This is a genomic window from Pseudomonas wadenswilerensis, from assembly GCF_900497695.1.
GTDB lineage: Bacteria > Pseudomonadota > Gammaproteobacteria > Pseudomonadales > Pseudomonadaceae > Aquipseudomonas > Aquipseudomonas wadenswilerensis.
This window is the reverse complement of the sequence record NZ_UIDD01000005.1, coordinates 25168-48220: the sequence shown is the minus strand read 5'-3', so window position 1 is coordinate 48220 and position 23053 is coordinate 25168. Positions and strand designations below refer to the sequence as shown.

The following is a 23053-nucleotide window of genomic DNA, read 5'->3' as shown; positions in this document are numbered from 1 at the left end:
ATAGCGGCCATCATCGCGAGGGAAACGACATGGGCATCAGCCGGATTGCACTGCTGCTGGCAGTGACTGCGGGATTAAGCGGGTGCGGCGAGAACGCGCGCCTGGAGGTCAGCGACGGGGTCGGCCCGTCGCCGCAATTGCCCGAACCCAACAAGACCCTGATTCCCACCGTCAACATCGCCCCGGCCATCGGCTGGCCCCGGGGTATGACGCCCAAGGCCGCGCCCGGCACTCAGGTGGCGGCCTTTGCCGAAGGCCTGGACCACCCGCGCTGGCTCTACGCCCTGCCCAATGGCGATATCCTGGTGGCCGAAACCAATGCCCCGCCCAAGCCCGATGACGGCAAGGGCATTCGCGGCTGGGTGATGGGCAAGGTCATGGACCGCGCCGGCGCCGGCGTCCCCAGCGCCAACCGCATCAGCCTGCTGCGCGACAGCGACCATGACGGCGTCGCGGAAACCCGCACGACCTTTATCGAAAACCTCAATTCTCCGTTTGGCATGGCCCTGGTTGGCAACGACTTCTACGTCGCCGACACCGATCGCCTGCTGCGCTTTCATTACGAATCCGGCGCCACCTCGATCAAGGGCCCGGGTACGCCGGTGGCTGATTTGCCGGGCGGCACACTGAACCATCACTGGACCAAGAACGTGATCGCCAGCCGTGACGGCAAGAAGCTCTACGTCACTGTCGGCTCCAACAGCAATGTCGGCGAGAACGGCATGGACCAGGAAAAAGGCCGTGCGGCGATCTGGGAAATCGACCCGGCCAGCGGCCAGCAGCGCATATTCGCCTCCGGCCTGCGCAACCCCAACGGCCTGGCCTGGGAACCCCATACCGGCCAGCTGTGGACCGCCGTCAACGAGCGCGACGAGATCGGCAGCGACCTGGTGCCCGACTACATTACCTCGGTCAAGGATGGCGGCTTCTACGGCTGGCCCTACAGCTACTACGGCCAGCACGTCGATCAGCGGGTAAACCCTTCTGATCCGAACCTGGTAGCCAGCGCCATTGCGCCGGACTATGCAGTGGGGCCGCACACGGCGTCGCTGGGCCTGACCTTTGCCGAGCAGGGCGTGCTACCGGCGCCTTTCGAGCAAGGCGCATTCATCGGCCAGCATGGCTCATGGAACCGCAAGCCGCACAGCGGCTACAAAGTGATCTTTGTGCCGTTCAGCACCGCAGGCAAACCTGCAGGCAAGCCAATTGACCTGCTGACCGGGTTCCTCAATGACGAGGGCAAGGCCATGGGCCGCCCGGTCGGGGTGATCAACGACCGGCGCGGAGGGTTGCTGGTGGCTGATGATGTGGGCAACAAGATCTGGCGGGTGAGCAAGGCCAAGTGACCTGGGGGCCGCTATGCGGCCCATCGCCGGCAAGGCCGGCTCCCACACAGATCGCATGCACCAATACCCTGCGCCCTCTCAGCGCTTGCGGCACAGGGTCAAGCCATCGCCAATCGGCAGCATCGACAGGTCCACCCGCGGGTCATCCTTGAGTGTGAGGTTCAATGCCTGGATCGCCCGGGTGTCTTCGCTGTCCGGCGCTCCCTGCAGCACCCGCCCGCTCCACAAGGTGTTGTCGAACAGCACCAGCCCGCCAACCCGCAGCAAGCGCAGGGCCTGTTCCAGGTAGTGTGGATAGTTGGCCTTGTCGGCATCGATGAAGATCAGGTCGTAGCGCTCTGACGGCAGCGTCGCCAGGGTCTGCAGGGCGGGCGCCAGGCGTAGTTCAATGCGCTCGGCGACCCCGGCCTCCTGCCAGTAGCGCCAGGCCACGGCGTTGTAGCTGCCTTCAAGATCACAACAGAGCAACTGCCCGTGTTCCATGGCCTGGGCCATGCAAAAGGCGCTGTAGCCGGTGAAGGTACCCACTTCAATCACCCGCTGCGCGCCGATCAGGCGTACCAGCAGTGCCAGCAGTTGCCCCTGTTCCGGTGCTACCTGCCAGCGCGCTTCGGGCATGGCCTGGGTTTCGGCACGCAAACGGGCAAGCAACGGCGTTTCGCGCAGCGACACGCTTTGCAGGTAGTGGTAGAGGGGGTCGTCGAGGTAGAGCGTCTGCGCGGTCATCATCTACCTCGCGAAGGTCAGGGGTTACGCGCCAGATGCGCTGGCTGCAGCACGCGCTTGGCATTCAGGTAGGTTTTTTGCCAGTAGCTGTTGGACAGGTAGTCCAGGCGCACCGTTCCGCCGGTGGCCGGGGCATGGACGAAGCGCCCCTCGCCGACATAGATGCCGGCATGGCTAACCTGCGAACCGCCATTGGTGGCAAAGAACACCAGGTCGCCGGACTGCAGGTCGGTGCGCTCGATGCTCGGCGCTCGGATGCCGATCATTTCCCGGGTCGAACGCGGCAGCGAAATACCGGCGGCATCGCGATAGACATAGCCAATCAGGCCGCTGCAATCGAAACCCGAATCCGGGGTGTTGCCGCCCCAGCGGTACGGCGTGCCAACCAGGCCCAGGGCGCGGAACAGCACGTCTTCGGCAACCGGGGAGAAATAGACTTGCGGGGCCATGACCGCAGGCTCGACCACTTTACGCGGGGCCGGGGCATGACTTGAGCATGCACCGAGCAGTGCTGCGAGGGAAAGTACAGCGAAGCGCGCCATCATCGCCATGGTCAGAACATCCTGTCTGAAGCCGCTTCGGCCAAGAGCCGAAAAGAGTTGAGAATTTAGATTAGACGCTTTCTGTAAACACGCACGGCGACGAGCTTTTCAGCTGCGTCGCCGTGGTCAAACCTGTCGAAGGATCAGTTGCGCGAGAGGGTGGTCGCGGCCGGAGCCATGGCCAGTGCACGCTTGGCTTCGATGAAGGTCTTGCTCCAGTAGCGATCACCGAGCTTGTCGATGCGCACACCACCGCTGCGGCGGCTGCTGGAGTGGATGAACTGGTCGTCACCGAGGTAGATCCCGGCGTGACTGACGCGGCCGCGGCCATTGGTGCTGAAGAACAGCAGGTCGCCTGGCTTGAGGTTGTTACGGGCAACCAGCGGGGCCTTGACGTTGATCATTTCGCGGGTGGAGCGCGGCAGGTTGAGGCCAGCTTCTTCGCGGAACAGGTAGCCGATGAAGCCGCTGCAATCAAAGCCGGTGTTCTCGGAGGTACCGCCGAAACGGTAGCGGGTACCGATCAGCGACATGCCGCGCTCGAGAATGTTGTCGGCCAGGGCGGGCAGTTGGTAAGGCTTGCTGCTGGCGAAATCTTGCAGCTCTGCTTCGGTGTTCAGCTCTTCCTCGAACGTCGCCTGGACGGAGGACTTGGTCAAAACCTGAGCGGTAACCGGTTGCTGCTGAACCTGCTGCTGGGATACGGGACCGGTGGTCGCGCAACCAAAAAGCAGGGTCACGAGTGCGAGGGGCACGAGGGGTGCGAAGCGATTTAGCATGGGCACGACCGTGTCTGGGATTTAAAGAAGCCGAGACTATGCCTTCTATCGCATCGATTTGCAAATTCAATCGAAAAAAATGTGACTTTTATGTGCCGAGGCTCTAGCCCCTGCCTTACCAGCCCAAAGTTTCTTTCAAAAACGGGATGGTGAGTTTGCGCTGAGCCTGCAAAGAGGCCTGATCGAGGCGCTCGAGCAGGTCGAACAAAGCACTCATGCTGCGGGTACCACGCGTGAGGATGAAGTGCCCGACCTCATCGGTCAGGTGCAAACCACGGCGCGAAGCGCGCAGTTGCAGGGCGCGCAGCTTGTCTTCATCCGACAGCGCACGCATCTGGAAGATCAGCGCCAGGGTCAGGCGCGACTTGAGGTCGGCGAGCTTGATCGGCAGTTCCCGGGGCGAGCTGGAGGCGGCGAGCAACAGGCGCCGGCCACTGTCGCGCAGGCGGTTGAAGAGGTGGAACATGGCCTCCTCCCACTCCGGCTTGCCGGCAATTACATGCAGGTCATCGAGGCACACCAGTTCGTACTGTTCGAGGTTGTCGAGCAGTTCGACGCCGCGGTCGAGCAATTGTGCCAGGGGCAGGTACACCGCCGGCTCACCCAGTTGCTCAAAGCGCAGGCAGGCGGCCTGCAGCAGGTGGGTACGGCCCACGCCTTGCTTGCCCCACAGGTAGATCAGGCTTTCGGTCCAGCCGGCGTCGGCTTCGCAGAGTCGCTCGACGTAGCCCAAAGCGGCGGCGTTGGCACCCGGATAGTAGTTGATGAAGGTGGCGTCATCACGCAGACGCACACCCAGGGGCAACTGGATCGGTTTCATGCTGGCTGGGCAGTTCCGGGGAACCGCAAGGGGCCTTTTGTGAAAAGTCTGCAAAGTTTATACCCGTGGCGCCAGTCGCACAATCGGCGCAGACCACAAGTAAAATCAAAGGCTTGCATTAGCGTCTAACGGCCAATGCAAGCCAGGTGCTATCAAGCTACAGATCCGGGTCGATTTCACCGCCGTAAATATCTGACTCTTTATACAGGTCGTGGACATGGCGCAGCAGCACCATGATCACGGCCGCCACCGGCAAGGCCAGCAATACGCCGGTAAAGCCGAACATTTCACCACCGGCGAGAATCGCGAAAATCACCGCCACCGGGTGCAGGCCGATACGATCGCCCACCAGCAACGGCGTCAGCACCATGCCTTCGAGCGCCTGACCGACCATGAACACTGCTGCAATCCCGAGCAATGGGTAGGGGTCGCCACCAAACTGGAACAGCCCGGCAATCATCGCCGCGCCGATACCGATAATGAAACCCATGTACGGCACGATCGCCGCAAGGCCCGCCAGCAGGCCGATCAACAGGCCAAGCTCCAGGCCCACCAGCATCAGCCCCGAGGCATAGATGATGCCCAGGGCCAGCATCACCAGCAGCTGGCCACGGACGAAGGCGCCGAGCACCTCGTGACATTCCCCCGCGAGCGCCACCACCCGCTCCTCGCGCTGACGCGGCAGCAGGCTGCGGATTTTGGCCATCATCAGGTCCCAGTCGCGCAGCAGGTAGAAACTCACCACCGGGATCAACACCAGATTGGCCAGCCAGCCGAGCAGGGCCAGGCCCGAGGCGGTGGCCTGGGACAGGATGACCCCGACGATGTCGGTGGTCTGGCCCATGTGCTCGCTGATGGCCGCCTTGATCTTGTCGAACTTCCAGAAACCGTCGGCCAGACCCAGGCGCGCCTGTACCCAGGGCAGGGCCTGGTGCTGCAGCCAGTCGAGCATCTGCGGCGCCAGCTCGTACAGGCGCACCAGCTGCTTGGCCAGCATCGGCACCAGCACCAGCAGCAACAAGGTCAGCAACAAGGTGAACAGGGCGAAGACCACCACCACGCCCCAGGTGCGCGACAGGCCTGCGCGCTCCAGGCGGTCGACCAGCGGGTCGGCCAGGTAGGCCAGCAGGATGCCGACCAGAAAAGGCGAAAGAATCGGGTGCAGCCAGTAAAGCAAGGCGGCGCACAGTAGCGCCCCGCCTACCCATACCCAGCGACGTGTATCAGTCATGAACGGCTCCGGCCAGGTCAGGGGTTACCAACGAAAACGCAGCCCGTTGAAGGGTTGTGGGGCGGCGGCCTGGGTTGCCCCGGGATTGGCCGGATCGACGGCGGCAGGTGCCGCTGGCGCTTCGGGCGGCAGTTCCTGCAGTTTGGCCAGGCCCAGTTGCGCGCGCAGCTGATCGCTATTGCCGGTGACCTGGTAGGTCAGGGTGTCGCCCTGCACCACCTTGAGTCGCGCACCATAAGGTTCGAGCACCCGGCCCAGTTCGGCATAACGCTCCAGGGTCATGCCCTGGACCTGCACCTGCATTTCGCTGCTGGCGCCTGGACGGGCGACGAAACGCGGGGCCAGGCGATTGCTGACGGCAAGCATCACCGCATCGGCCAGGGCAGCCTGGTCAGCAGCCTCGACAGTGCCCTGCTCGCGCTGGTCACCCAGCCACAGGCGCCATTTGCCCTGCCACTTGCCATCGGCTTCGCTGGCGTGCACCGCCAGCAAGGCATCGGCGCCATAGCGCTCGGAGGCCTCACGCAGCGGCGCCGGGTCAGTGCCTTCAAGGTTCTTGCCGGTCGCCACCAGTTGCTCCTGCAAGTCTGCCAATGGCAGCCGCAATGGCAGCCCACGGTGCTGGGCTGCACGGCGCAGCGGTTCGGCGCTGCCCTGGCCGTCGCCGACCAGGCTCGAGCCCTCGGTGCTGTCGTTCAACCACCAGCCGAGGATCGACGGCCGGTTGTTGCCCCACAGGGCCAGGCCGGCCTGGCGCAAGGCGCGCTCGGTGCTGCCGGGATCGAAGTCGACCAGCACGGTTTCCGGCGGACCGGCCTCGAAACCGAACTGGCTGATGATCTGTTGCGGGTCTTTACGCAGCGCAGCCAGGCCCGGGCTTTGCGCGGCCTTGGCATCGCCGGTCAGGCGCAGCACCAGGGTCTCGAGGGCTTTTCCGGTGGCCTGGGTACGGGCTTCGGCGCCCTGGCCGTTGACCGGCTCGCGGACCTGATACAGGCCGGAGAGGGTTTCGGCCTGAGCCGAGAGGCCGAACAGGGCCAGACAGCCGGCGGCCAGGTAGTTACGCAAACGCATGGAGGATTCCTGTCCTGGTAATAAAGAAGCGAGGGCGACAAAAACGGACGCAGCTCAGACCGCAGCACCCGGTAAAACATTCAACCGCTGGCGGTAAATTCTGCCCATCGCCTTTGCTATACCTTATACAGCCTGCGCCGTGGCAACCAGTCGCGCACTGTTAAAGCGTATTTTTCGCAAGAATAAAGGCTCTGCCCGTCGGCCTGAGGATGGCCGCTACCGGGCAACCCTGATAAAATCGCGCGCCTTCGCAGACCGGCGACGGTCAGGCAGCCGGATTCCCTCCGCCTTGCCTGGCAGGTCACGGTCGATTCCCCTGAATCCCTCCCCCCTAAAGGCCTGGATCATGAGCAAGCAACCCTCCCTGAGCTACAAGGACGCCGGTGTAGACATCGACGCCGGTGAAGCATTGGTCGAACGCATCAAAGGCGTTGCCAAGCGCACGGCGCGCCCGGAAGTCATGGGCGGCCTGGGCGGTTTTGGCGCCCTCTGCGAGATCCCGGCCGGCTACAAGCAGCCGGTTCTGGTCTCCGGCACCGACGGCGTCGGCACCAAGCTGCGCCTGGCACTGAACCTGAACAAGCACGACAGCATCGGCCAGGACCTGGTCGCCATGTGCGTCAACGACCTGGTGGTCTGCGGTGCCGAGCCGCTGTTCTTCCTCGACTACTACGCCACTGGCAAACTCAATGTCGACGTTGCCGCCACCGTGGTTACCGGTATCGGCGCTGGCTGCGAACTGGCCGGCTGCTCCCTGGTTGGCGGTGAAACCGCTGAAATGCCAGGCATGTACGAAGGCGAAGACTACGACCTGGCCGGCTTCTGCGTCGGTGTGGTGGAAAAAGCCGAAATCATCGACGGCTCCAAGGTTGCCACCGGTGATGCGCTGATCGCCCTGCCATCGTCCGGCCCACACTCCAACGGCTACTCGCTGATCCGCAAGATCATCGAAGTCTCCGGTGCCGACATCGAAACCGTGCAGCTCGACGGCAAGCCGCTGACCGAACTGCTGATGGCCCCGACCCGCATCTACGTCAAGCCACTGCTCAAGCTGATCAAGGACACCGGCGCGGTCAAGGCCATGGCCCACATCACCGGTGGCGGCCTGCTCGACAACATCCCGCGGGTACTGCCAAAAGGCGCCCAGGCCGTGGTTGACGTGGCCAGCTGGGAGCGCCCGGCGGTGTTCAACTGGTTGCAGCAGCAAGGCAACGTCGACGAGCACGAAATGCACCGTGTCCTCAACTGCGGCGTCGGCATGGTCATCTGCGTCGCCCAGGACCAGGTCGATAACGCCCTGAAGGTCCTGCGTGAAGCTGGCGAGCAGCCATGGGTCATCGGCCAGATCGGCGTCGCCGCCGAAGGCGCTGCCCAGGTCGAGCTGAAGAACGTCAAGGCACACTGATGCCGAGCAAGACCTGTGATGTCGTGGTGCTGTTGTCCGGCACCGGCAGCAACCTGCAAGCGTTGATCGACAGCACCCGCACCGGCGACAGCCCGGTGCGGATCTGCGCGGTCATCTCCAACCGCGCCGACGCCTATGGCCTGCAGCGTGCCAAAGACGCCGGCATCGCCACCGCCGTGCTCGACCACAAGGCCTTCGACGGCCGCGAGGCGTTCGACACGGCGCTGGTCGAGCTGATCGATGGCTACCAGCCGCAGCTGGTGGTGCTGGCCGGTTTCATGCGCATCCTCAGTGCCGGTTTTGTCCGTCACTACCAGGGCCGCCTGCTGAACATCCACCCTTCCCTGCTGCCCAAGTACAAAGGCCTGCACACTCATCAACGGGCGCTGGAAGCCGGTGATGCCGAGCATGGCTGCAGCGTGCACTTCGTCACCGAGGAACTCGACGGCGGGCCGCTGGTCGTACAGGCAGTAATACCGGTAGAGTTGGATGACACGCCAGAACGTCTGGCACAGCGGGTTCACAGCCAGGAACACCTGATCTATCCGCTGGCGGTGCGCTGGTTTGCCGAAGGCCGTTTGCGCCTGGGCGAACACGGTGCTCTACTGGATGGCCAGCCTCTGGCGGCCAGCGGCCACTTGATTCGACCCTAGGAGAAATTATGCGTCGCGCCCTGCTCTTCGCTCTCGCCGTGCTCGCGTTGCCGTTGCAGGCAGCCGATCTGAAGCCTTTCTCGGCCAGCTACACCGCCGACTGGAAGCAGCTGCCCATGAGCGGCACTGCCGAGCGCAGCCTGGAAAAGAACGCCAACGGTACCTGGAACCTCAATTTCAAGGCGTCGATGATGATCGCCAGCCTGATTGAGCAAAGTACCCTGACTCTGGACAAGGACACCCTGCTGCCAAAGACCTACCACTTCGAACGTGGCGGCCTGGGCAAAGCCAAGAAAGTTGACCTGGACTTCGACTGGACGACCAAGAAGATCACCGGTACTGACCGCGGCGACGCGATCAACCTGCCCCTCAACCGCGGCGTGCTGGACAAGTCCACCTATCAACTGGCCCTGCAGCATGACGTGGCAGCGGGCAAGAAGAGCGTGAGCTACCAGGTGGTCGATGGCGACGAGATCGATACCTACGACTTCCGCGTCCTGGGCACCGAAAAAGTCACCACCAAGACTGGCCAGGTCGATGCCATCAAGGTCGAGCGCGTGCGCGACCCGAGCCAGAGCAAGCGCATCACCGAGCTGTGGTTCGCCAAGGACTGGGATTACCTGCTGGTGCAACTGCGCCAGGTCGAGACCGACGGCAAGGAGTACGTGATCGTGCTGCAGGACGGCACGGTCGATGGCAAGGCGGTCAAGGGCAACTGATAGCCTGACTGCTGGTAACACCCGAAACCCCGCCAAGTGCGGGGTTTCTTTTTACACCCTTGGTAGGAGCGCGCTGCTACCGACATGAAAGATGTTTCATGCGCCAGTCATTTACTTAGCCTGCTAACAAATTCTATAAAAGAGACCTGCGACACGGTGCCGCAGTTAACTGAAAGTGGAGTTTGCAGATGACTGTCAAAGTAACTGAGCGCGACGAAAGCAAAATGTCTCACGAAGGCCTGGCTGCAGGCGTGCGCATCTGGGATGTGCATCAGCAGGGCGAGCTGGTCGGCATGTTCCACAATGAACATGAGGCCCACAGCTACCGCATCGAGCTGGAATACCTCGAGACCAGACGGCAACAGCAATAACCCCTCCAGAAAAAACAAACCCCGCCGAAGCGGGGTTTGTCGTCATTACCACATCAGATCGTCAGGGATCACGTAGGCCGCGTACGGATCGTCGGCATCCGGCTCTTCAACCTGGGTGTTGAGTAGGACGATACGCTGCGGGTCGCGCTCCTGGATCTTCAGCGCCGCCTCACGGGGGATCACCTCGTAACCGCCTCCATGGGCAACGATGGCCAGCGAACCACTGCTCAGCTTGCTGCGCATCAGGGCGTTGACCGACAGGCGCTTGACCTTCTTGTCGTCGACGAAGTTGTAGTAGTCCTCGGTGGTCAGCTTGGGCAGGCGCGAGACCTCGATCAATTGCTTGACCTGGGCGGCGCGGGCCTTCTGCTCGGCCTTCTCCTGCTGCTGGCGGTTGAGCTCCTGGTCGCGCTTGGCCTTCTCGGCCATGGCTTCCTTGGCCAGCCGCTGCTGGGTATCGTCGACCTCGACCTGGCCTTTGTGCTCCAGGCGCTTTTGTTTCTTCTGTTCTTTACTGACCTGCTTGACCTGTTTCTGGTTGACCAGACCGGCCTTGAGCAATTGGTCGCGAAGGGAAAGGCTCATCGTTCACTCACTTATGCAACAGCTCAGCCGCAGCTGGGCAGGTTCTTTTCCTGACGTTTGGCTTCGCCCCAGAGCGCATCCATGTCTTCGAGGGTGCAATCTTCAATCGGACGGCCTATGTCGCGCAATGCCTGTTCGATAAAACGGAAACGTCGCTCAAACTTTCTGTTGGCCCCGCGCAGGGCGTTTTCCGGGTCGACCTTCAGGTGCCGGGCCAGATTCACTGCGGCAAACAGCAGGTCACCGAGCTCGTCAGCCAGGGCCACGCTGTCATCGTCGGCCATGGCCTGGAGCACTTCATCGAGCTCTTCGCGGACCTTGTCCAGCACAGGCAAGGCATCCGGCCAGTCGAAACCGACCCGGGCCGCGCGCTTTTGCAGTTTGGCCGCCCGCGACAAGGCCGGCAACGCTGCCGGCACATCATCGAGCAACGACAACTGCTCGGGCTCGCCCTTCTCGGCGCGCTCCTGGGCCTTGATCTCGTCCCAGCGCTGCTTGACCTGGGTTTCGTCGAGCTTGGGTGTGTCGAGCGCGGCGTAGAGCTCGCCGGTGGGGAACACATGCGGGTGACGGCGGATCAGCTTGCGGGTGATGCTGTCGACCACTCCGTCGAATTCGAAACGGCCTTCTTCGCGCGCCAACTGGCTGTAGTAAACCACCTGGAACAGCAGGTCACCGAGTTCGCCCTGCAAGTGCTCGAAGTCGCTGCGCTCGATGGCGTCGGCGACTTCGTAGGCTTCTTCGAGGGTGTAGGGGACGATGGTCGCGTAGGTCTGCTTGAGGTCCCACGGGCAGCCATACTGCGGGTCGCGCAGGCGGGCCATGAGGTGGAGCAGGTCGTCTAGGGTGTACATCAAAAGGCTCTCTCAGGTCTGGCCTCATCGCTGGCAAGCCAGCTCCCACAGGATCGGAGCAACCTGTTTCCTGTGGGAGCCGGCTTGCCGGCGATAGGGCCTCAAGGCGTACGGTTACGCCGCGTCTCGATGATGTTCGGCAGTTGCGAAATCCGCCCCAGCAAGCGCCCGAGGGCATCCAGGCCAGGAATCTCGATGGTCAGCGACATCAATGCGGTGTTGTCTTCCTTGTTCGAGCGGGTGTTGACCGCCAGCACGTTGATCCGCTCGTTGAGCAAGACCTGGGAGACGTCTCGCAGCAAGCCCGGACGGTCGTAGGCACGGATGATGATATCCACCGGATAGGTCTGTACCGGCACCGGGCCCCAGCTGACCTGGATGATCCGCTCCGGCTCGCGCCCGGCCAGTTGCAGCACCGAGGCGCAGTCCTGGCGGTGGATGGTGACGCCGCGGCCCTGGGTGATGTAACCGACGATCGCATCGCCCGGCAGCGGCTGGCAGCAACCGGCCATCTGCGTGAGCAGGTTGCCGACGCCCTGGATCTGAATGTCGCCACGCTTGCCCGGCTTGTAGCCGGTAGCCTTGCGCGGTACCAACTCGACATGATCGCTGCGCTCCGGCTCCACCAGTTGCTGCGCGGCGTTGACCAGGTGCGCCAGGCGCAGGTCACCGGCACCCAGCGAGGCGAACATGTCCTCGGCAGCGCGCAGGTTGGCTTTTTCCGCCAGGCGTTCGAAGTCGACCTGCGGCAAGCCCAGGCGGTTGAGTTCGCGTTCGAGCAGGGTCTTGCCGGCGGCGACGTTCTGGTCGCGAGCCTGCAGCTTGAACCAGTGGACGATCTTCGCCCGCGCCCGCGAGGTGGTGACGTAGCCCAGGTTCGAGTTCAGCCAGTCGCGGCTGGGGTTGCCGTGCTTGCTGGTGATGATCTCGACCTGCTCACCGGTCTGCAGGCTGTAGTTGAGCGGCACGATACGGCCGTTGATCTTCGCCCCGCGGCAGTTGTGGCCGATCTCGGTGTGCACCCGGTAGGCGAAGTCCAGCGGCGTGGCGCCCTTGGGCAGGTCGATGGCGTGACCATCCGGGGTGAACACATAGACCCGGTCCGGCTCGATATCGACCCGCAGCTGTTCGGCCAGGCCACCGATATCGCCCAGCTCTTCGTGCCATTCCAGCACCTGGCGCAACCAGGAGATTTTCTCTTCGTAGTGGTTGGAGCTGGATTTGACGTCGGTGCCCTTGTAGCGCCAGTGCGCGCAGACGCCGAGCTCGGCCTCTTCGTGCATGGCGTGGGTGCGGATCTGCACCTCGAGGACCTTGCCCTCCGGACCGATCACCGCCGTGTGCAACGAGCGGTAGCCGTTTTCCTTGGGGTTGGCGATGTAGTCGTCGAACTCTTTGGGGATATGCCGCCACAGGGTGTGCACGATGCCCAGCGCGGTGTAGCAGTCGCGCATTTCCGGGACCAGCACGCGCACCGCGCGCACGTCGTAGATCTGGCTGAATTCCAGACCCTTGCGCTGCATTTTGCGCCAGATCGAATAGATGTGCTTGGCCCGGCCGCTGATGTCGGCGTTGACCCCGGTGGCCAGCAGCTCGTTCTGCAGCTGGTTCATCACGTCGCTGATGAAGCGCTCGCGGTCCAGCCGGCGCTCGTGCAGAAGCTTGGCGATCTGCTTGTACTGATCGGGTTCGAGGTAGCGGAAGGACAGGTCTTCCAGCTCCCACTTGATATGACCGATGCCCAGGCGATGGGCCAGCGGCGCATAGATATCGAACACTTCGCGGGCGACGCGGTTGCGTTTCTCGTCGTCGGCGCCCTTGACCGCGCGAATCGCGCAGGTGCGTTCGGCCAGCTTGATCAGCGCCACACGGACGTCGTCAACCATGGCCACGAGCATCTTGCGCAGGTTCTCGACCTGCGCCTGCGAGCCCAGCACCAGCGACTGGCGCGGGCTGAGGCTGGCGCTGATGGCGGCCATGCGCAGCACGCCGTCGATCAGCTTGGAGACTACCGGGCCAAAGCGCTGGCCGACTTCAGCCAGGGTCACCTTGCCTTCGCGTACGGCGCGGTAGATGACCGCGGCGACCAGCGAGTCCTGGTCGAGCTTGAGGTCGGCAAGGATTTCGGCGATTTCCAGGCCGGCCTGGAAACTCGACGTACCATCGGCCCAGGAATGCTTGGCCGGGTTGCCCTTCTTCTCGATGTCCTGGGCGAACTCGCAAGCGGCCTTGAGGGCCTCCCGGTCCAGCGCCAGGTCGACGCTCACCACATGATCCAGCCATGCTTCGAGATTGATACTGCCGTCGGTGTTGACCGGCTGGTGCACTCTCACCTGTACCATCTTTGTTTACCTTTCCCTACAGCGCATTCGCGATGCGCTTGAAATCACTGGTGCTGCCCCTGCCGGACCCAAGGTGCAGCGCCGAACGCGTCAGCCTGGCTAACCCGCTTCGAATAACGCCATGGCTTCGACATGCGCCGTCTGAGGAAACATGTCGAGAATCCCGGCACTTTTTAACCGGTAACCCTGCCTGACCAGTTCGACGGTGTCGCGGGCCAGGGTCGCCGGGTTGCACGATACATAAACAAGACGTTTTGCGCCGAGGTCTGCGATTTTTCGCACAACCTCGAATGCACCGTCACGCGGTGGGTCCAAGAGTACCGCAGAAAAGCCTCCTGCGGCCCAGCCCGACGCCGCCAAAGGCTGCGATAAATCGGCCTGAAAAAACTGCGTGTTATGCAAATTGTTGCTACGAGCATTGGCTGCCGCCCGCTCGACCATCGCCTGCACCCCTTCCACCGCCACCACTTCCCGCGCCTGCCGGGCCAGCGGCAGGGCAAAGTTGCCCAGACCGCAGAACAGGTCGAGCACGCGTTCATCGGCTTGCGGCGCCAACCAGGCCAAGGCCTGCTCGATCATCGCGGTGTTGACCTGGGCGTTGACCTGGACGAAATCGCCGGGCCGGTACGCCAATTCAAGGTTCCAGGGTTCAAGACGAAAACCGAGGCTCTGACCCGCATCCACCGGTGAAGGTTCACCCTCGCCTTGTAACCACAGCTGTACACCCGCCTGCGCGCAGAACGCCTGCAGGCGCGCCAGGTCGCCGTCCCCCAAGGGCCCGGTATGACGCAACAGCAGCGCCAGCGCGGTACCGCTGAACAGCTCGACGTGGCCAACCACCTGCGGTTTGCTCAAGCTGCGCAAGAGCGTGGGCAGGTGACGCATGATCGACTGCAAGGGTTGTACCAGCACCGGGCAGTCGTCGATGGCGACGATGTCCTGGCTGGCTTCGGCGCGAAATCCGACGTCGAGATGTTTCGCCTTGTTGTCCCAACGCACCGCAACCCGTGCCCGGCGCCGGTAGCCGAACTCCGGCCCGGTCAGCGGCGCAGCCCAGTGCTCGGGCTGCACGCCCGCGACCCGCTGCAACTGTTCGGCCAGCAGGCGTTGCTTGAGCGCCAGTTGATCGGCATGGGGCAAGTGCTGCAGGTTGCAGCCGCCACAGCGGTCGAAGTGCTTGCACGGGGCCTCGCGGCGCGCCGGGCTGGCATTGAACACCCGCTCCAGGCGGGCCTCGACCACCTTGCCGTGGGTATTGAGTACCCGCGCTTCGACCTCTTCCTCGGCCAGGGCGCCACTGACGAACCAGGTGCGACCGTCGAGAAAGGCAATGCCACGGCCGTCGCCAGCGAGGCGCTCGATGCTCAGGCGCTGTTTCTTGCCGGTGGGGATCTGTGGCGCGCGGGTGCCACCGGCCGGCTGAAAGCGCAGGCCGCTGTTACGTTTGTTCTTGGACATCAGTTCACTGAATCGAAAATGCCGGTCGACAGGTAACGGTCGCCACGGTCGCAAATGATCGCCACCATCACGGCGTTTTCCAGCTCGCGGGACAGGCGCAGCATGGCTGCCACTGCACCACCGGAGGACACGCCACAGAAAATGCCCTCTTCGCGGGCTAACCGGCGGGTGGTTTCTTCGGCTTCGCTCTGGGCCATGTCGACCACGCGGTCAACGCGCTCGGACTGGTAGATCTTCGGCAGGTATTCCTGCGGCCAGCGGCGGATGCCGGGGATGGCCGAGCCTTCCATCGGCTGCAGGCCGACGATCTGCACCGCCGGGTTCTGCTCCTTGAGGTAGCGCGAGCAGCCCATGATGGTGCCGGTCGTGCCCATGGAGCTGATGAAATGGGTAATGGTGCCCTGGGTCTGGCGCCAGATTTCCGGGCCGGTGCTCACATAGTGGGCTTCAGGGTTGTCGACATTGCCGAACTGGTCAAGCACCAGTCCACGGCCTTCGGCCTGCAGGCGGTCGGCCAGGTCGCGGGCACCTTCCATGCCCTCTTCCTTGCTGACCAGGATCAGTTCGGCACCGTAGGCGGTCATCGCCGCCTTGCGCTCGGCACTGGAATTGTCGGGCATGATCAGGATCATCTTGTAACCCTTGATCGCCGCCGCCATGGCCAGAGCGATGCCGGTGTTGCCCGAGGTCGCTTCGATCAGGGTGTCACCCGACTTGATCTGCCCACGCAGTTCGGCGCGGGTGATCATCGACAGCGCCGGCCGGTCCTTGACCGAGCCTGCCGGGTTGTTGCCTTCGAGCTTGAGCAGGAGGGTATTGCTGGTTTCGCCGGCAATGCGCTGCAGGCGGACCAGAGGCGTGTTGCCGACGCAATCGGCGATGGTTGGGTACTGCAAGGTCATGGCGTATTCGCAATCCAGACTGCGGGGGCGCCTATCATACCGGCAAACGGGATTTGCCCATATCACGCAATGTGTTGGGGTTATAGCTGCAAGCTATAAGCAAGAGTTTACGGCCCTATCGCTGGCAAGCCAGCTCCCACAGTGGATTTGCATGCCCCTAGTACCTGTGGGAGCCGGACTTGCCGGCGATGGGCCGCGAAGCGGCCCCAGGATCACACCGCCGGCAGTTGCATGTTCAGCCGCAGGCCCTGGCCGGTGTTTTGCGCCCACAGACGCCCGCCCTGGCGGACGATGGCATTGCGGGCAATGCTCAGGCCCAGCCCGAAGCCACCATCGCCCGGGCGCGAACCGTCCAGCCGGGTAAAGGGCGCGAAAATACGCTCAAGCTCACTTTCCGCTACCCCACCGCCCTGGTCTTCCAGCCAGATCAGCCAGTCATCGCCCTGACGCCGCCCGTCCAGGCGAATCACGCCACCGGCTGACGAATGCCGAATGGCATTACGCAAAATGTTTTCCAGGGCCTGGGCCAGGCTGTTGAGGTTACCCTGCACCCAGCACGAGGCGTCCAGCGCACAGTGCAGTTGCGCCCCGGGCCAGGCACTTTCGTAGCAGGCATCCTCAGCCAGCATCTCCCACAGAGCCTGGACCTGGATCGGCTCCTTGCTCATCGGCGCCCGCTCGGTGTCGAGCCAGGCCAGCTGCAGTGCATCCTCGACCAGGCGCTGCATGCAGTCGATTTCGCGGCCCAGGCGCTCGCGCAGCTGGCCGGCATCAGCCTCGCTGTCGCAAGCCACGCGCAAGCGGCTCAAGGGCGTGCGCAGTTCGTGGGAAAGGTCGCGCAACAGCTGCTGTTGCAGGGCCACCGTGCCCTGCAGGCGTTCGGCCATGTCATCGAAGGCGCGGCCCAGCTCGCCCAGTTCGTCCTGGCGGCTGGTGGTGCTGCTGGCGACCCGTGCCGAGAGCTGATCGGCGCGCCAGGCATTGGCCTGCTCTCGCAACTGGATCAACGGCACAATCAGCATGCGGTACAGGCCGACACATAGCAGCAAGGTAAACAGCCCGGGGATGATGCCGTTGGTCACTACTCGCCACAGTACCCGGTACTGCCCCGGCGCCAGACGTTGCGGCAGCTCCATGACCAGGGTGCCCAGGTGCGGCTGCTGCGGGAAAGGCAAGCGCATCCACGGCATGCCGATCGAGCGCGGGCTCACCGGCCAGTCGATTCCGCGCAGGAAGGTCAGGCGCCGGCTTTCAACCTCGTTGAGCGGCGTGCTGCTCAACGACTGCAGGTCCGGGCCTATCACCCCGACCCAGCCGGGCTCCTGTTCGCGAACTGCCGCCAGCCAGGCGTCGATACCTGCCTGCCCTCCTCGCGACCAGGCCTGCTCGGCCTCGCCGGCATAGCCTTGCAGGGTGGTTTTGGCCACCTCGGACAGAAAGGCATTCTGGGTTTCCATATGCCGGCCCCAGGTCCAGCTCAGGCCGATCATCAACAGGCAGAAGCCGACCAGCAGGATGGCCAGTTTCCAGAACAATGAATGACGGTTCGGCACTTCAGTTGACCTCGGCGCCGCTAAGCACATAACCCTTGCCCCACACCGTGCGCACCTCGCGCTCGAGGTAACCGATGGCCTTGAGCTTGCGGCGGATCTGGCTGACATGCATGTCCAGGCTGCGATCGTGGCGGGCATAGCCGCGCTGCAACACTTGCTGGTAAAGGAAGGCCTTGCTCAGCACCTCTTCATCGCTGCGGTGCAGGGTGTCGAGCAGGCGGTACTCGCTGAGGGTCAGCCCCGCCCACTGCTCGCCATAACAGACATCGCACGCCTCTTCATCGAAGCGCAGTTCCCCGGCCTGTACCTGTACGGGTTGTTGATGGCGCCGCTCCAGCGCCACCCGGCGCAGGATCGCCTCGATGCGCACCTGCAGCTCGATCATGCTGAAGGGCTTGGGCAGGTAGTCATCGGCACCGCGCTGGAAGCCGGTGATGCGGTCGGCCTCGGCGCCCAGCGCAGACATCAGGATCACCGGCGTCGAGCTGCTCTGGCGCAGCTGCGCCAGCACATCCAGGCCGTTGAGGCCGGGCAGCAGGATGTCCATCAGCACCACGTCAAAGCAGCTGTTTTGCGCGACCTGCAGGCCATCGCGGCCATTCTGGCACCAGGTGACCTTGAAGCCGCCGCGTTGCAGCTCCTCACGCAGGTACGCACCCAGGACCGGATCGTCCTCGATGGCAAGGATGTTGGAGGTGCTAATAGATACAGGAGTCATTGGCCGATGCTAGCAATTCTCAATCACGCGATTATTGGTTATTCACTGCGTGCAGGCAACCAGGGCTGGACCAAAGCCCCGGTTATAGTTGGCAATCGACAAAAGCAGATACAAATGAGTGCATTACGCGAGTAGGCGCGGTACTTTTCCGACTTGGTCCGTCAGCAGGAGCTGGCGGAGGCTTACAGCGCTTACCGGGCACAGGAGAGTGGCGTGCTGAATAGATTGGGGATCAGAAGCCGCGTGCTGTTGCTCGCCTTGTTACCAGCCGGCCTGATGGCGCTGGTACTGGGCGGCTACTTCACCTGGTTGCAGCAGAGCGAGCTGCAGACCCAACTGCTGCAACGCGGCAAGATGATTGCCGAGCAGCTGGCCCCGCTGGTGGCGCCAGCCCTGGCGCGACACGACCCGGCGCAGCTGGAGCGTATCGCCGCCCAGGCCCTGGAGCAGTCCGACGTGCGTGCCGTGGCCTTCCTCGGCCCCGACCGCAACGCCCTGGCCCACGCCGGCCCGAGCATGCTCAACCAGGCGCCCACCGGCGGTGGCACGCAGTTGCTGCAACGCACCGGCAATGACGCCACCCGTTACCTGCTGCCGGTGTTCGGCCGCCACCGCGACCTGGCCGGCGAGCTGATCCCAGGTGAAGCCGACCGCCTGCTCGGCTGGGTGGAAATCGAGCTGTCCCACGACGGCACCCTGCTGCGCGGCTATCGCAGCCTGTTCACCAGCCTGCTGCTGATCCTGCTGGGGCTGGCCGCCACTGCCCTGCTGGCCTTGCGCATGAGCCGCACGATCAACGGCCCGATCGGCCAGATCAAGTACGCCGTCACCCAGTTAAAAGATGGCAACCTGGAAGAACGCCTGCCGCAAATGGGCAGTTACGAACTGGACGAGCTGGCTGCGGGCATCAACCGCATGGCCGAAACCCTGCACAACGCCCATGAAGAACTGCAGCACAGTATCGACCAGGCCACCGAAGACGTACGCCAGAACCTGGAAACCATCGAGATCCAGAACATCGAGCTGGACATGGCGCGCAAGGAAGCCCTGGAGGCCAGCCGGATCAAGTCCGAGTTCCTCGCCAACATGAGCCACGAGATCCGTACGCCGCTAAACGGCATCCTCGGCTTCACTCATCTGCTGCAAAAAAGCGAACTGACCCCGCGCCAGCTCGACTACCTGGGCACCATCGAAAAGTCCGCCGGCAGCCTCCTGGGAATCATCAACGAGATCCTCGACTTCTCCAAGATCGAGGCCGGCAAGCTGGTGCTCGACAGTATCCCGTTCAACCTGCGCGACCTGATCCAGGACACCCTGACCATCCTCGCCCCGGCCGCCCATGCCAAACAGCTGGAGCTGGTCAGCCTGGTGTATCGCGATACGCCGCTGTCGCTGGTCGGCGACCCGCTGCGGCTCAAGCAGATCCTCACCAACCTGGTCAGCAACGCCATCAAGTTCACCCGCGAAGGCACCATCGTTGCCCGGGCCATGCTCGAAGAGGAACGTGAAGACAGCGTGCAACTGCGCATCAGCGTTCAGGACACCGGTATCGGCCTGTCCAGCCAGGATGTGCGGGCGCTGTTCCAGGCCTTCAGCCAGGCCGACAACTCGTTGTCGCGCCAGCCCGGCGGCACCGGTCTGGGCCTGGTAATTTCCAAGCGCCTGATCGAACAGATGGGCGGCGAGATCGGCGTCGACAGCACCCCCGGCGAAGGTTCGCAGTTCTGGGTCAGCCTGAGCCTGCCCAAGGCCCGCGACGATGCCGAAGACCTGCCCATGCAACCGCTGGTGGGCCGCCGGGTTGCGATTGTCGACAGCCACGAACTGGCACGTCAGGCCCTGGAGCATCAACTGGAAGACTGCGGCCTGAGCGTCAGCCTGTTCGCCACCGTCGAACAATTGCTGCACGCGGTCGAAGCCGCCACCCTGGCCGGGCAACCCTTCGAGCTGGCGGTGCTCGGGGTCAACCTCGACAGCGTCTCGCCGGAACGCCTCGGCCAGTACATCCAGCAACTGGAGCACCTGGCCTGCCAGGCTCTGGTGCTGTGCCCGACCACCGAACAGGCGCTCTATCATCCGTACCTGCCCAACGCCCACGGCCAATTGCAGGCCAAGCCTGCGTGCACGCGCAAGCTGCGCCGGGCGCTGGTCGAGATGGTCCAGCCGCGGCGTCCGGGCAGCGAGAGCAAGCCGGTGTCCGACCAGCCGTTGCCAAAGGTGCTGTGCGTCGACGACAATCCGGCCAACCTGCTGCTGGTACAAACCCTGCTGGAAGACCTCGGTGCCGAAGTGCTGGCGGTCGACAGCGGTTATGCGGCAGTTCAGGCGGTGCAGGACGAGCGTTTCGACCTGGTGCTGATGGACGTGCAGATGCCCGGCATGGACGGGCGCGAATGTACCGAACAGATCCGCCAGTGGGAAAGCAGCCAGAGCGGCGCGCCCCTGCCGATCGTCGCCCTCACCGCCCACGCCATGGCCAACGAAAAACGCGCCCTGCTGCACAGCGGCATGGATGACTACCTGACCAAGCCGATCAGCGAACGACAACTGGCCCAGGTGGTGCTCAAATGGACCGGCCTGGCCCTGGGCGCACCGCGCCAGGAACGCTCGCTGGAATCCACGCCGGACAGCAGCGAACTCAAGGTGCTCGACCCGGAGGAAGGCTTGCGCCTGGCAGCCGGCAAGCCGGACCTGGCCGCCGACATGCTGGCCATGCTGCTGGCGTCGCTGGAGTCCGACCGCGAAGCGATTCGTGCGGCCCGCGAGGTCGCTGACCGCAATGGCATGATCGAGCGCGTGCACCGGCTCAATGGTGCCTCGCGCTATTGCGGGGTGCCACAATTGCGTGCGGCCTGCCAACGCAGTGAAACCTTGCTCAAGCAGGATGACCCGCAAGCGCCGCAAGCCCTCGACGAACTGGACCGGGCCATCACCCGGCTCACGGCCCAGGCGCGGATGAGCGCCTGAACCCTGGCTGACCTGGGGCAAGCCTTGATCCTTGCCCCTTGGTTAAACTTTCAGGCAAAGCCTTCAGGAAGACCCCATGCGCGTATTGTTTTTCAGCAGCCAGGCCTACGACCAGGACAGCTTCACCAGCGCCACAGCCGTGCCGGGGCTTGAGCTGCACTTCCAGCCTGCACGCCTGACCGCAGACACCGCAGCGCTGGCCGCCGGCCATGAAGTGGTCTGCGCTTTCATCAACGACGACCTCGGCGCTGGCGTACTGGAACGCCTGGCGGCGGCCGGCACGCGCTTGATCGCCCTGCGTTCGGCCGGTTACAACCATGTCGACCTGGCCGCCGCCAAACGCCTGGGCCTGGCCGTGGTGCGGGTGCCCGCCTACTCGCCCCACGCCGTGGCCGAACATGCGGTGGCGCTGATCCTGGCGCTCAACCGGCGCCTGCACCGGGCCTACAACCGCACCCGCGAAGGCGACTTCACCCTGCACGGCCTGACCGGCTTCGACCTGCACGGCAAGACCGTCGGCGTGGTCGGCACCGGGCAGATAGGCGCGGCCTTTGCGCGGATCATGGCCGGTTTCGGTTGCCAGCTGCTGGCCTACGACCCCTACCCCAATCCCGAACTGCTGGCGCTGGGCGCGCGCTATCTGAGCCTGCCGGAGCTGCTACGCCAGGCGCAGGTCATCAGCCTGCACTGCCCGCTGACCGACGACACCCGTCACCTGATCAACGCCCAGAGCCTTGCCGACCTGCAACCCGGTGCCATGCTGATCAACACCGGCCGCGGCGCCCTGGTCGACACCCCGGCGCTGATCGAGGCGCTGAAAAGCGGCCAGCTCGGCTACCTGGGGCTGGATGTCTATGAAGAGGAAGCCCAGCTGTTCTTCGAAGACCGCTCCGACCTGCCATTGCAGGACGACGTGCTGGCGCGGCTGCTGACCTTCCCCAATGTGATCGTCACCGCCCACCAGGCCTTCCTCACCCGCGAGGCGCTGGCTGCCATTGCCGCCACCACCCTGGACAACATAACCCGCTGGGCGGCGGGCAATCCGCAGAACTTGGTCGAGGGTTGATGCTAGGATACGCGGCAGATTTGGAGGACCCATGGTCGAACACGATTTCCGCTACACCCTGTTTAACCCGCAACACACCCTGATCGAGTGCCGCGCCCTGGTGCCGGGCCGCTATCAAGTGACCGGCAACGGCGGCTCGATCCAGAAGAACGACGTTCTGCTGGTGACCCTCAAGGGCAGCAAGGATTTGTCCATGCGCCTGACCGTGGAATCCGTGCGCCACCTGATCAACCCGACCGGCCAATGGGTCGCGGTGGCCAGTGGCCCGGTGTTCGGCGAGCTGGCGATCCATACCTGGGACGTCAACTGCGACAGCTGCCAGGCAACCCTGAACTTCGAGTTCGCGGTCGACGCCAAACTGGGCAAAAAAGCCCAGCAACCGGCCGCCACTGCGCGCATCGCCGAACTCGGCTGGATCAGCCGCGGCGACAAACACCTGTGCCCGAAATGCAAGGAGACGGCCCAGTGAAAACGCTGTTGCTCTCAGCCCTGACCGGCACGGCCCTGCTGGGTTGCGCCGCCGAGCCGATGAAGCTGGAACAGGAACGTAGCTACCTGCTGGAGTGGATTGGCGAGCGTCCGCTAATGGACTACAGCCACCTGACCCTGACCCTGGCCACCGACGGCCGCGCCTATGGCAATGCCGGCTGCAACCACTGGTTCGCGCCTTACCAGCTGGACGGCGACAAGCTGACCTTCGGCAAGGTCGGCAGTACCCGCAAGCTGTGCGCGCCGGCGCTGATGGAGCAGGAAAAACGCTTCCTCCAGGCGCTGGAAACCGTGCAGCGTTGGGATATCTCGCCGATCGAGCAGGTGCGCTTCTGGCCGGCCGAGGGCAAGCCACTGCGTTTCTGGCCTGAGGAAGGCTGACTTAAGCGGCAAGCCACAAGCTTCAAGCAGCAAGTAAAAGCAGACTGTGCGCGGTCTTGCTCTATCTTGCAG

At 63.7% G+C, this 23053-nt stretch carries 22 protein-coding genes; 9 read left to right on the top strand and 13 right to left on the bottom strand.

Annotation, left to right across the window (positions count from 1 at the left end):
• Positions 1–29: 29 nt before the first annotated feature.
• Complete coding sequence (locus CCOS864_RS07455) at positions 30–1346, top strand: PQQ-dependent sugar dehydrogenase (RefSeq protein ID WP_115085742.1); 1317 nt, start codon at positions 30–32, stop codon at positions 1344–1346.
• A gap of 78 nt (positions 1347–1424) precedes the next feature.
• Here CCOS864_RS07455 and CCOS864_RS07450 read toward each other — a convergent pair whose 3' ends face one another.
• The 6 genes from CCOS864_RS07450 to CCOS864_RS07425 all read right to left on the bottom strand — a co-directional run bounded on the left by CCOS864_RS07450 (position 1425) and on the right by CCOS864_RS07425 (position 6518).
• Positions 1425–2072, bottom strand: coding sequence for an O-methyltransferase (locus tag CCOS864_RS07450; RefSeq protein WP_115085968.1), 648 nt, complete (start codon positions 2070–2072; stop codon positions 1425–1427).
• 17 nt (positions 2073–2089) lie between these two features.
• Positions 2090–2623: a C40 family peptidase gene (locus tag CCOS864_RS07445; RefSeq protein WP_115085741.1), complete on the bottom strand. Its 534-nt coding sequence runs from the start codon at positions 2621–2623 to the stop codon at positions 2090–2092.
• Between the two features lie 134 nt (positions 2624–2757).
• Complete coding sequence (locus CCOS864_RS07440; protein WP_115085740.1) at positions 2758–3393, bottom strand: C40 family peptidase; 636 nt, start codon at positions 3391–3393, stop codon at positions 2758–2760.
• Positions 3394–3508: 115 nt separating this feature from the next.
• A complete protein-coding gene (gene hda / locus CCOS864_RS07435) occupies positions 3509–4213 on the bottom strand; it encodes a DnaA regulatory inactivator Hda (RefSeq protein ID WP_010220358.1) in 705 nt (234 codons plus the stop codon).
• A 157-nt stretch (positions 4214–4370) separates the two neighbouring features.
• Positions 4371–5444 (bottom strand): AI-2E family transporter, encoded by a 1074-nt coding sequence (locus tag CCOS864_RS07430; protein ID WP_115085739.1) that lies wholly within the window; start codon positions 5442–5444, stop codon positions 4371–4373.
• Between the two features lie 24 nt (positions 5445–5468).
• Complete coding sequence (locus CCOS864_RS07425) at positions 5469–6518, bottom strand: DUF2066 domain-containing protein (RefSeq protein WP_115085738.1); 1050 nt, start codon at positions 6516–6518, stop codon at positions 5469–5471.
• Positions 6519–6864: 346 nt separating this feature from the next.
• On the opposite strand from CCOS864_RS07425, the gene purM reads away from it, so the two are divergent.
• From purM to CCOS864_RS07405, 4 genes are all read left to right on the top strand, one after another.
• Positions 6865–7923, top strand: a complete 1059-nt coding sequence (gene purM, locus CCOS864_RS07420) for a phosphoribosylformylglycinamidine cyclo-ligase (RefSeq protein WP_115085737.1) — start codon at positions 6865–6867, stop codon at positions 7921–7923.
• Positions 7923–8576 (top strand): phosphoribosylglycinamide formyltransferase, encoded by a 654-nt coding sequence (gene purN, locus CCOS864_RS07415; protein WP_115085736.1) that lies wholly within the window; start codon positions 7923–7925, stop codon positions 8574–8576. Before purM ends, purN begins: the two co-directional genes overlap by 1 nt.
• An 8-nt stretch (positions 8577–8584) precedes the next feature.
• Entirely contained in the window at positions 8585–9295 is a 711-nt protein-coding gene (locus CCOS864_RS07410; protein ID WP_115085735.1) for a DUF3108 domain-containing protein, read from the top strand.
• Positions 9296–9483: 188 nt separating this feature from the next.
• Positions 9484–9666, top strand: a complete 183-nt coding sequence (locus CCOS864_RS07405; protein WP_010220364.1) for a hypothetical protein — start codon at positions 9484–9486, stop codon at positions 9664–9666.
• A 45-nt stretch (positions 9667–9711) separates the two neighbouring features.
• Here the strand turns inward: CCOS864_RS07405 and CCOS864_RS07400 are convergent, their stop codons facing one another.
• From CCOS864_RS07400 to CCOS864_RS07370, 7 genes are all read right to left on the bottom strand, one after another.
• Positions 9712–10251 (bottom strand): DUF2058 domain-containing protein, encoded by a 540-nt coding sequence (locus CCOS864_RS07400; RefSeq protein WP_115085734.1) that lies wholly within the window; start codon positions 10249–10251, stop codon positions 9712–9714.
• 23 nt (positions 10252–10274) lie between these two features.
• A complete protein-coding gene (gene mazG, locus CCOS864_RS07395; RefSeq protein ID WP_115085733.1) occupies positions 10275–11105 on the bottom strand; it encodes a nucleoside triphosphate pyrophosphohydrolase in 831 nt (276 codons plus the stop codon).
• Between the two features lie 101 nt (positions 11106–11206).
• Positions 11207–13447, bottom strand: coding sequence for a GTP diphosphokinase (gene relA, locus CCOS864_RS07390; RefSeq protein WP_115085732.1), 2241 nt, complete (start codon positions 13445–13447; stop codon positions 11207–11209).
• A 99-nt stretch (positions 13448–13546) separates the two neighbouring features.
• Positions 13547–14905 (bottom strand): 23S rRNA (uracil(1939)-C(5))-methyltransferase RlmD, encoded by a 1359-nt coding sequence (rlmD, locus tag CCOS864_RS07385; protein ID WP_115085731.1) that lies wholly within the window; start codon positions 14903–14905, stop codon positions 13547–13549.
• On the bottom strand, positions 14905–15807 hold the full coding sequence (gene cysM / locus CCOS864_RS07380) for a cysteine synthase CysM (RefSeq protein WP_115085730.1): 903 nt from the start codon (positions 15805–15807) through the stop codon (positions 14905–14907). The genes rlmD and cysM overlap by 1 nt, the downstream gene beginning before the upstream one ends.
• 212 nt (positions 15808–16019) lie before the next feature.
• Positions 16020–17390 carry a sensor histidine kinase gene (locus CCOS864_RS07375; protein ID WP_115085729.1) on the bottom strand — a complete coding sequence of 457 codons (1371 nt, stop codon included), beginning with the start codon at positions 17388–17390 and terminating at the stop codon, positions 16020–16022.
• On the bottom strand, positions 17362–18078 hold the full coding sequence (locus CCOS864_RS07370; protein WP_115085728.1) for a response regulator transcription factor: 717 nt from the start codon (positions 18076–18078) through the stop codon (positions 17362–17364). The genes CCOS864_RS07375 and CCOS864_RS07370 overlap by 29 nt, the downstream gene beginning before the upstream one ends.
• Positions 18079–18291: 213 nt before the next feature.
• Between CCOS864_RS07370 and CCOS864_RS07365 the strand changes: the two genes are divergently transcribed.
• The 4 genes from CCOS864_RS07365 to CCOS864_RS07350 all read left to right on the top strand — a co-directional run bounded on the left by CCOS864_RS07365 (position 18292) and on the right by CCOS864_RS07350 (position 22981).
• A complete protein-coding gene (locus tag CCOS864_RS07365) occupies positions 18292–21045 on the top strand; it encodes a response regulator (RefSeq protein WP_115085727.1) in 2754 nt (917 codons plus the stop codon).
• Between the two features lie 76 nt (positions 21046–21121).
• A complete protein-coding gene (locus CCOS864_RS07360) occupies positions 21122–22111 on the top strand; it encodes a 2-hydroxyacid dehydrogenase (protein WP_115085726.1) in 990 nt (329 codons plus the stop codon).
• Between the two features lie 31 nt (positions 22112–22142).
• The gene (locus tag CCOS864_RS07355) at positions 22143–22580 is read left to right on the top strand and encodes a hypothetical protein (RefSeq protein WP_115085725.1); all 438 of its coding nucleotides are present in this window, start codon (positions 22143–22145) and stop codon (positions 22578–22580) included.
• On the top strand, positions 22577–22981 hold the full coding sequence (locus CCOS864_RS07350; RefSeq protein WP_415842500.1) for an META domain-containing protein: 405 nt from the start codon (positions 22577–22579) through the stop codon (positions 22979–22981). The genes CCOS864_RS07355 and CCOS864_RS07350 overlap by 4 nt, the downstream gene beginning before the upstream one ends.
• Positions 22982–23053 lie beyond the last annotated feature (72 nt).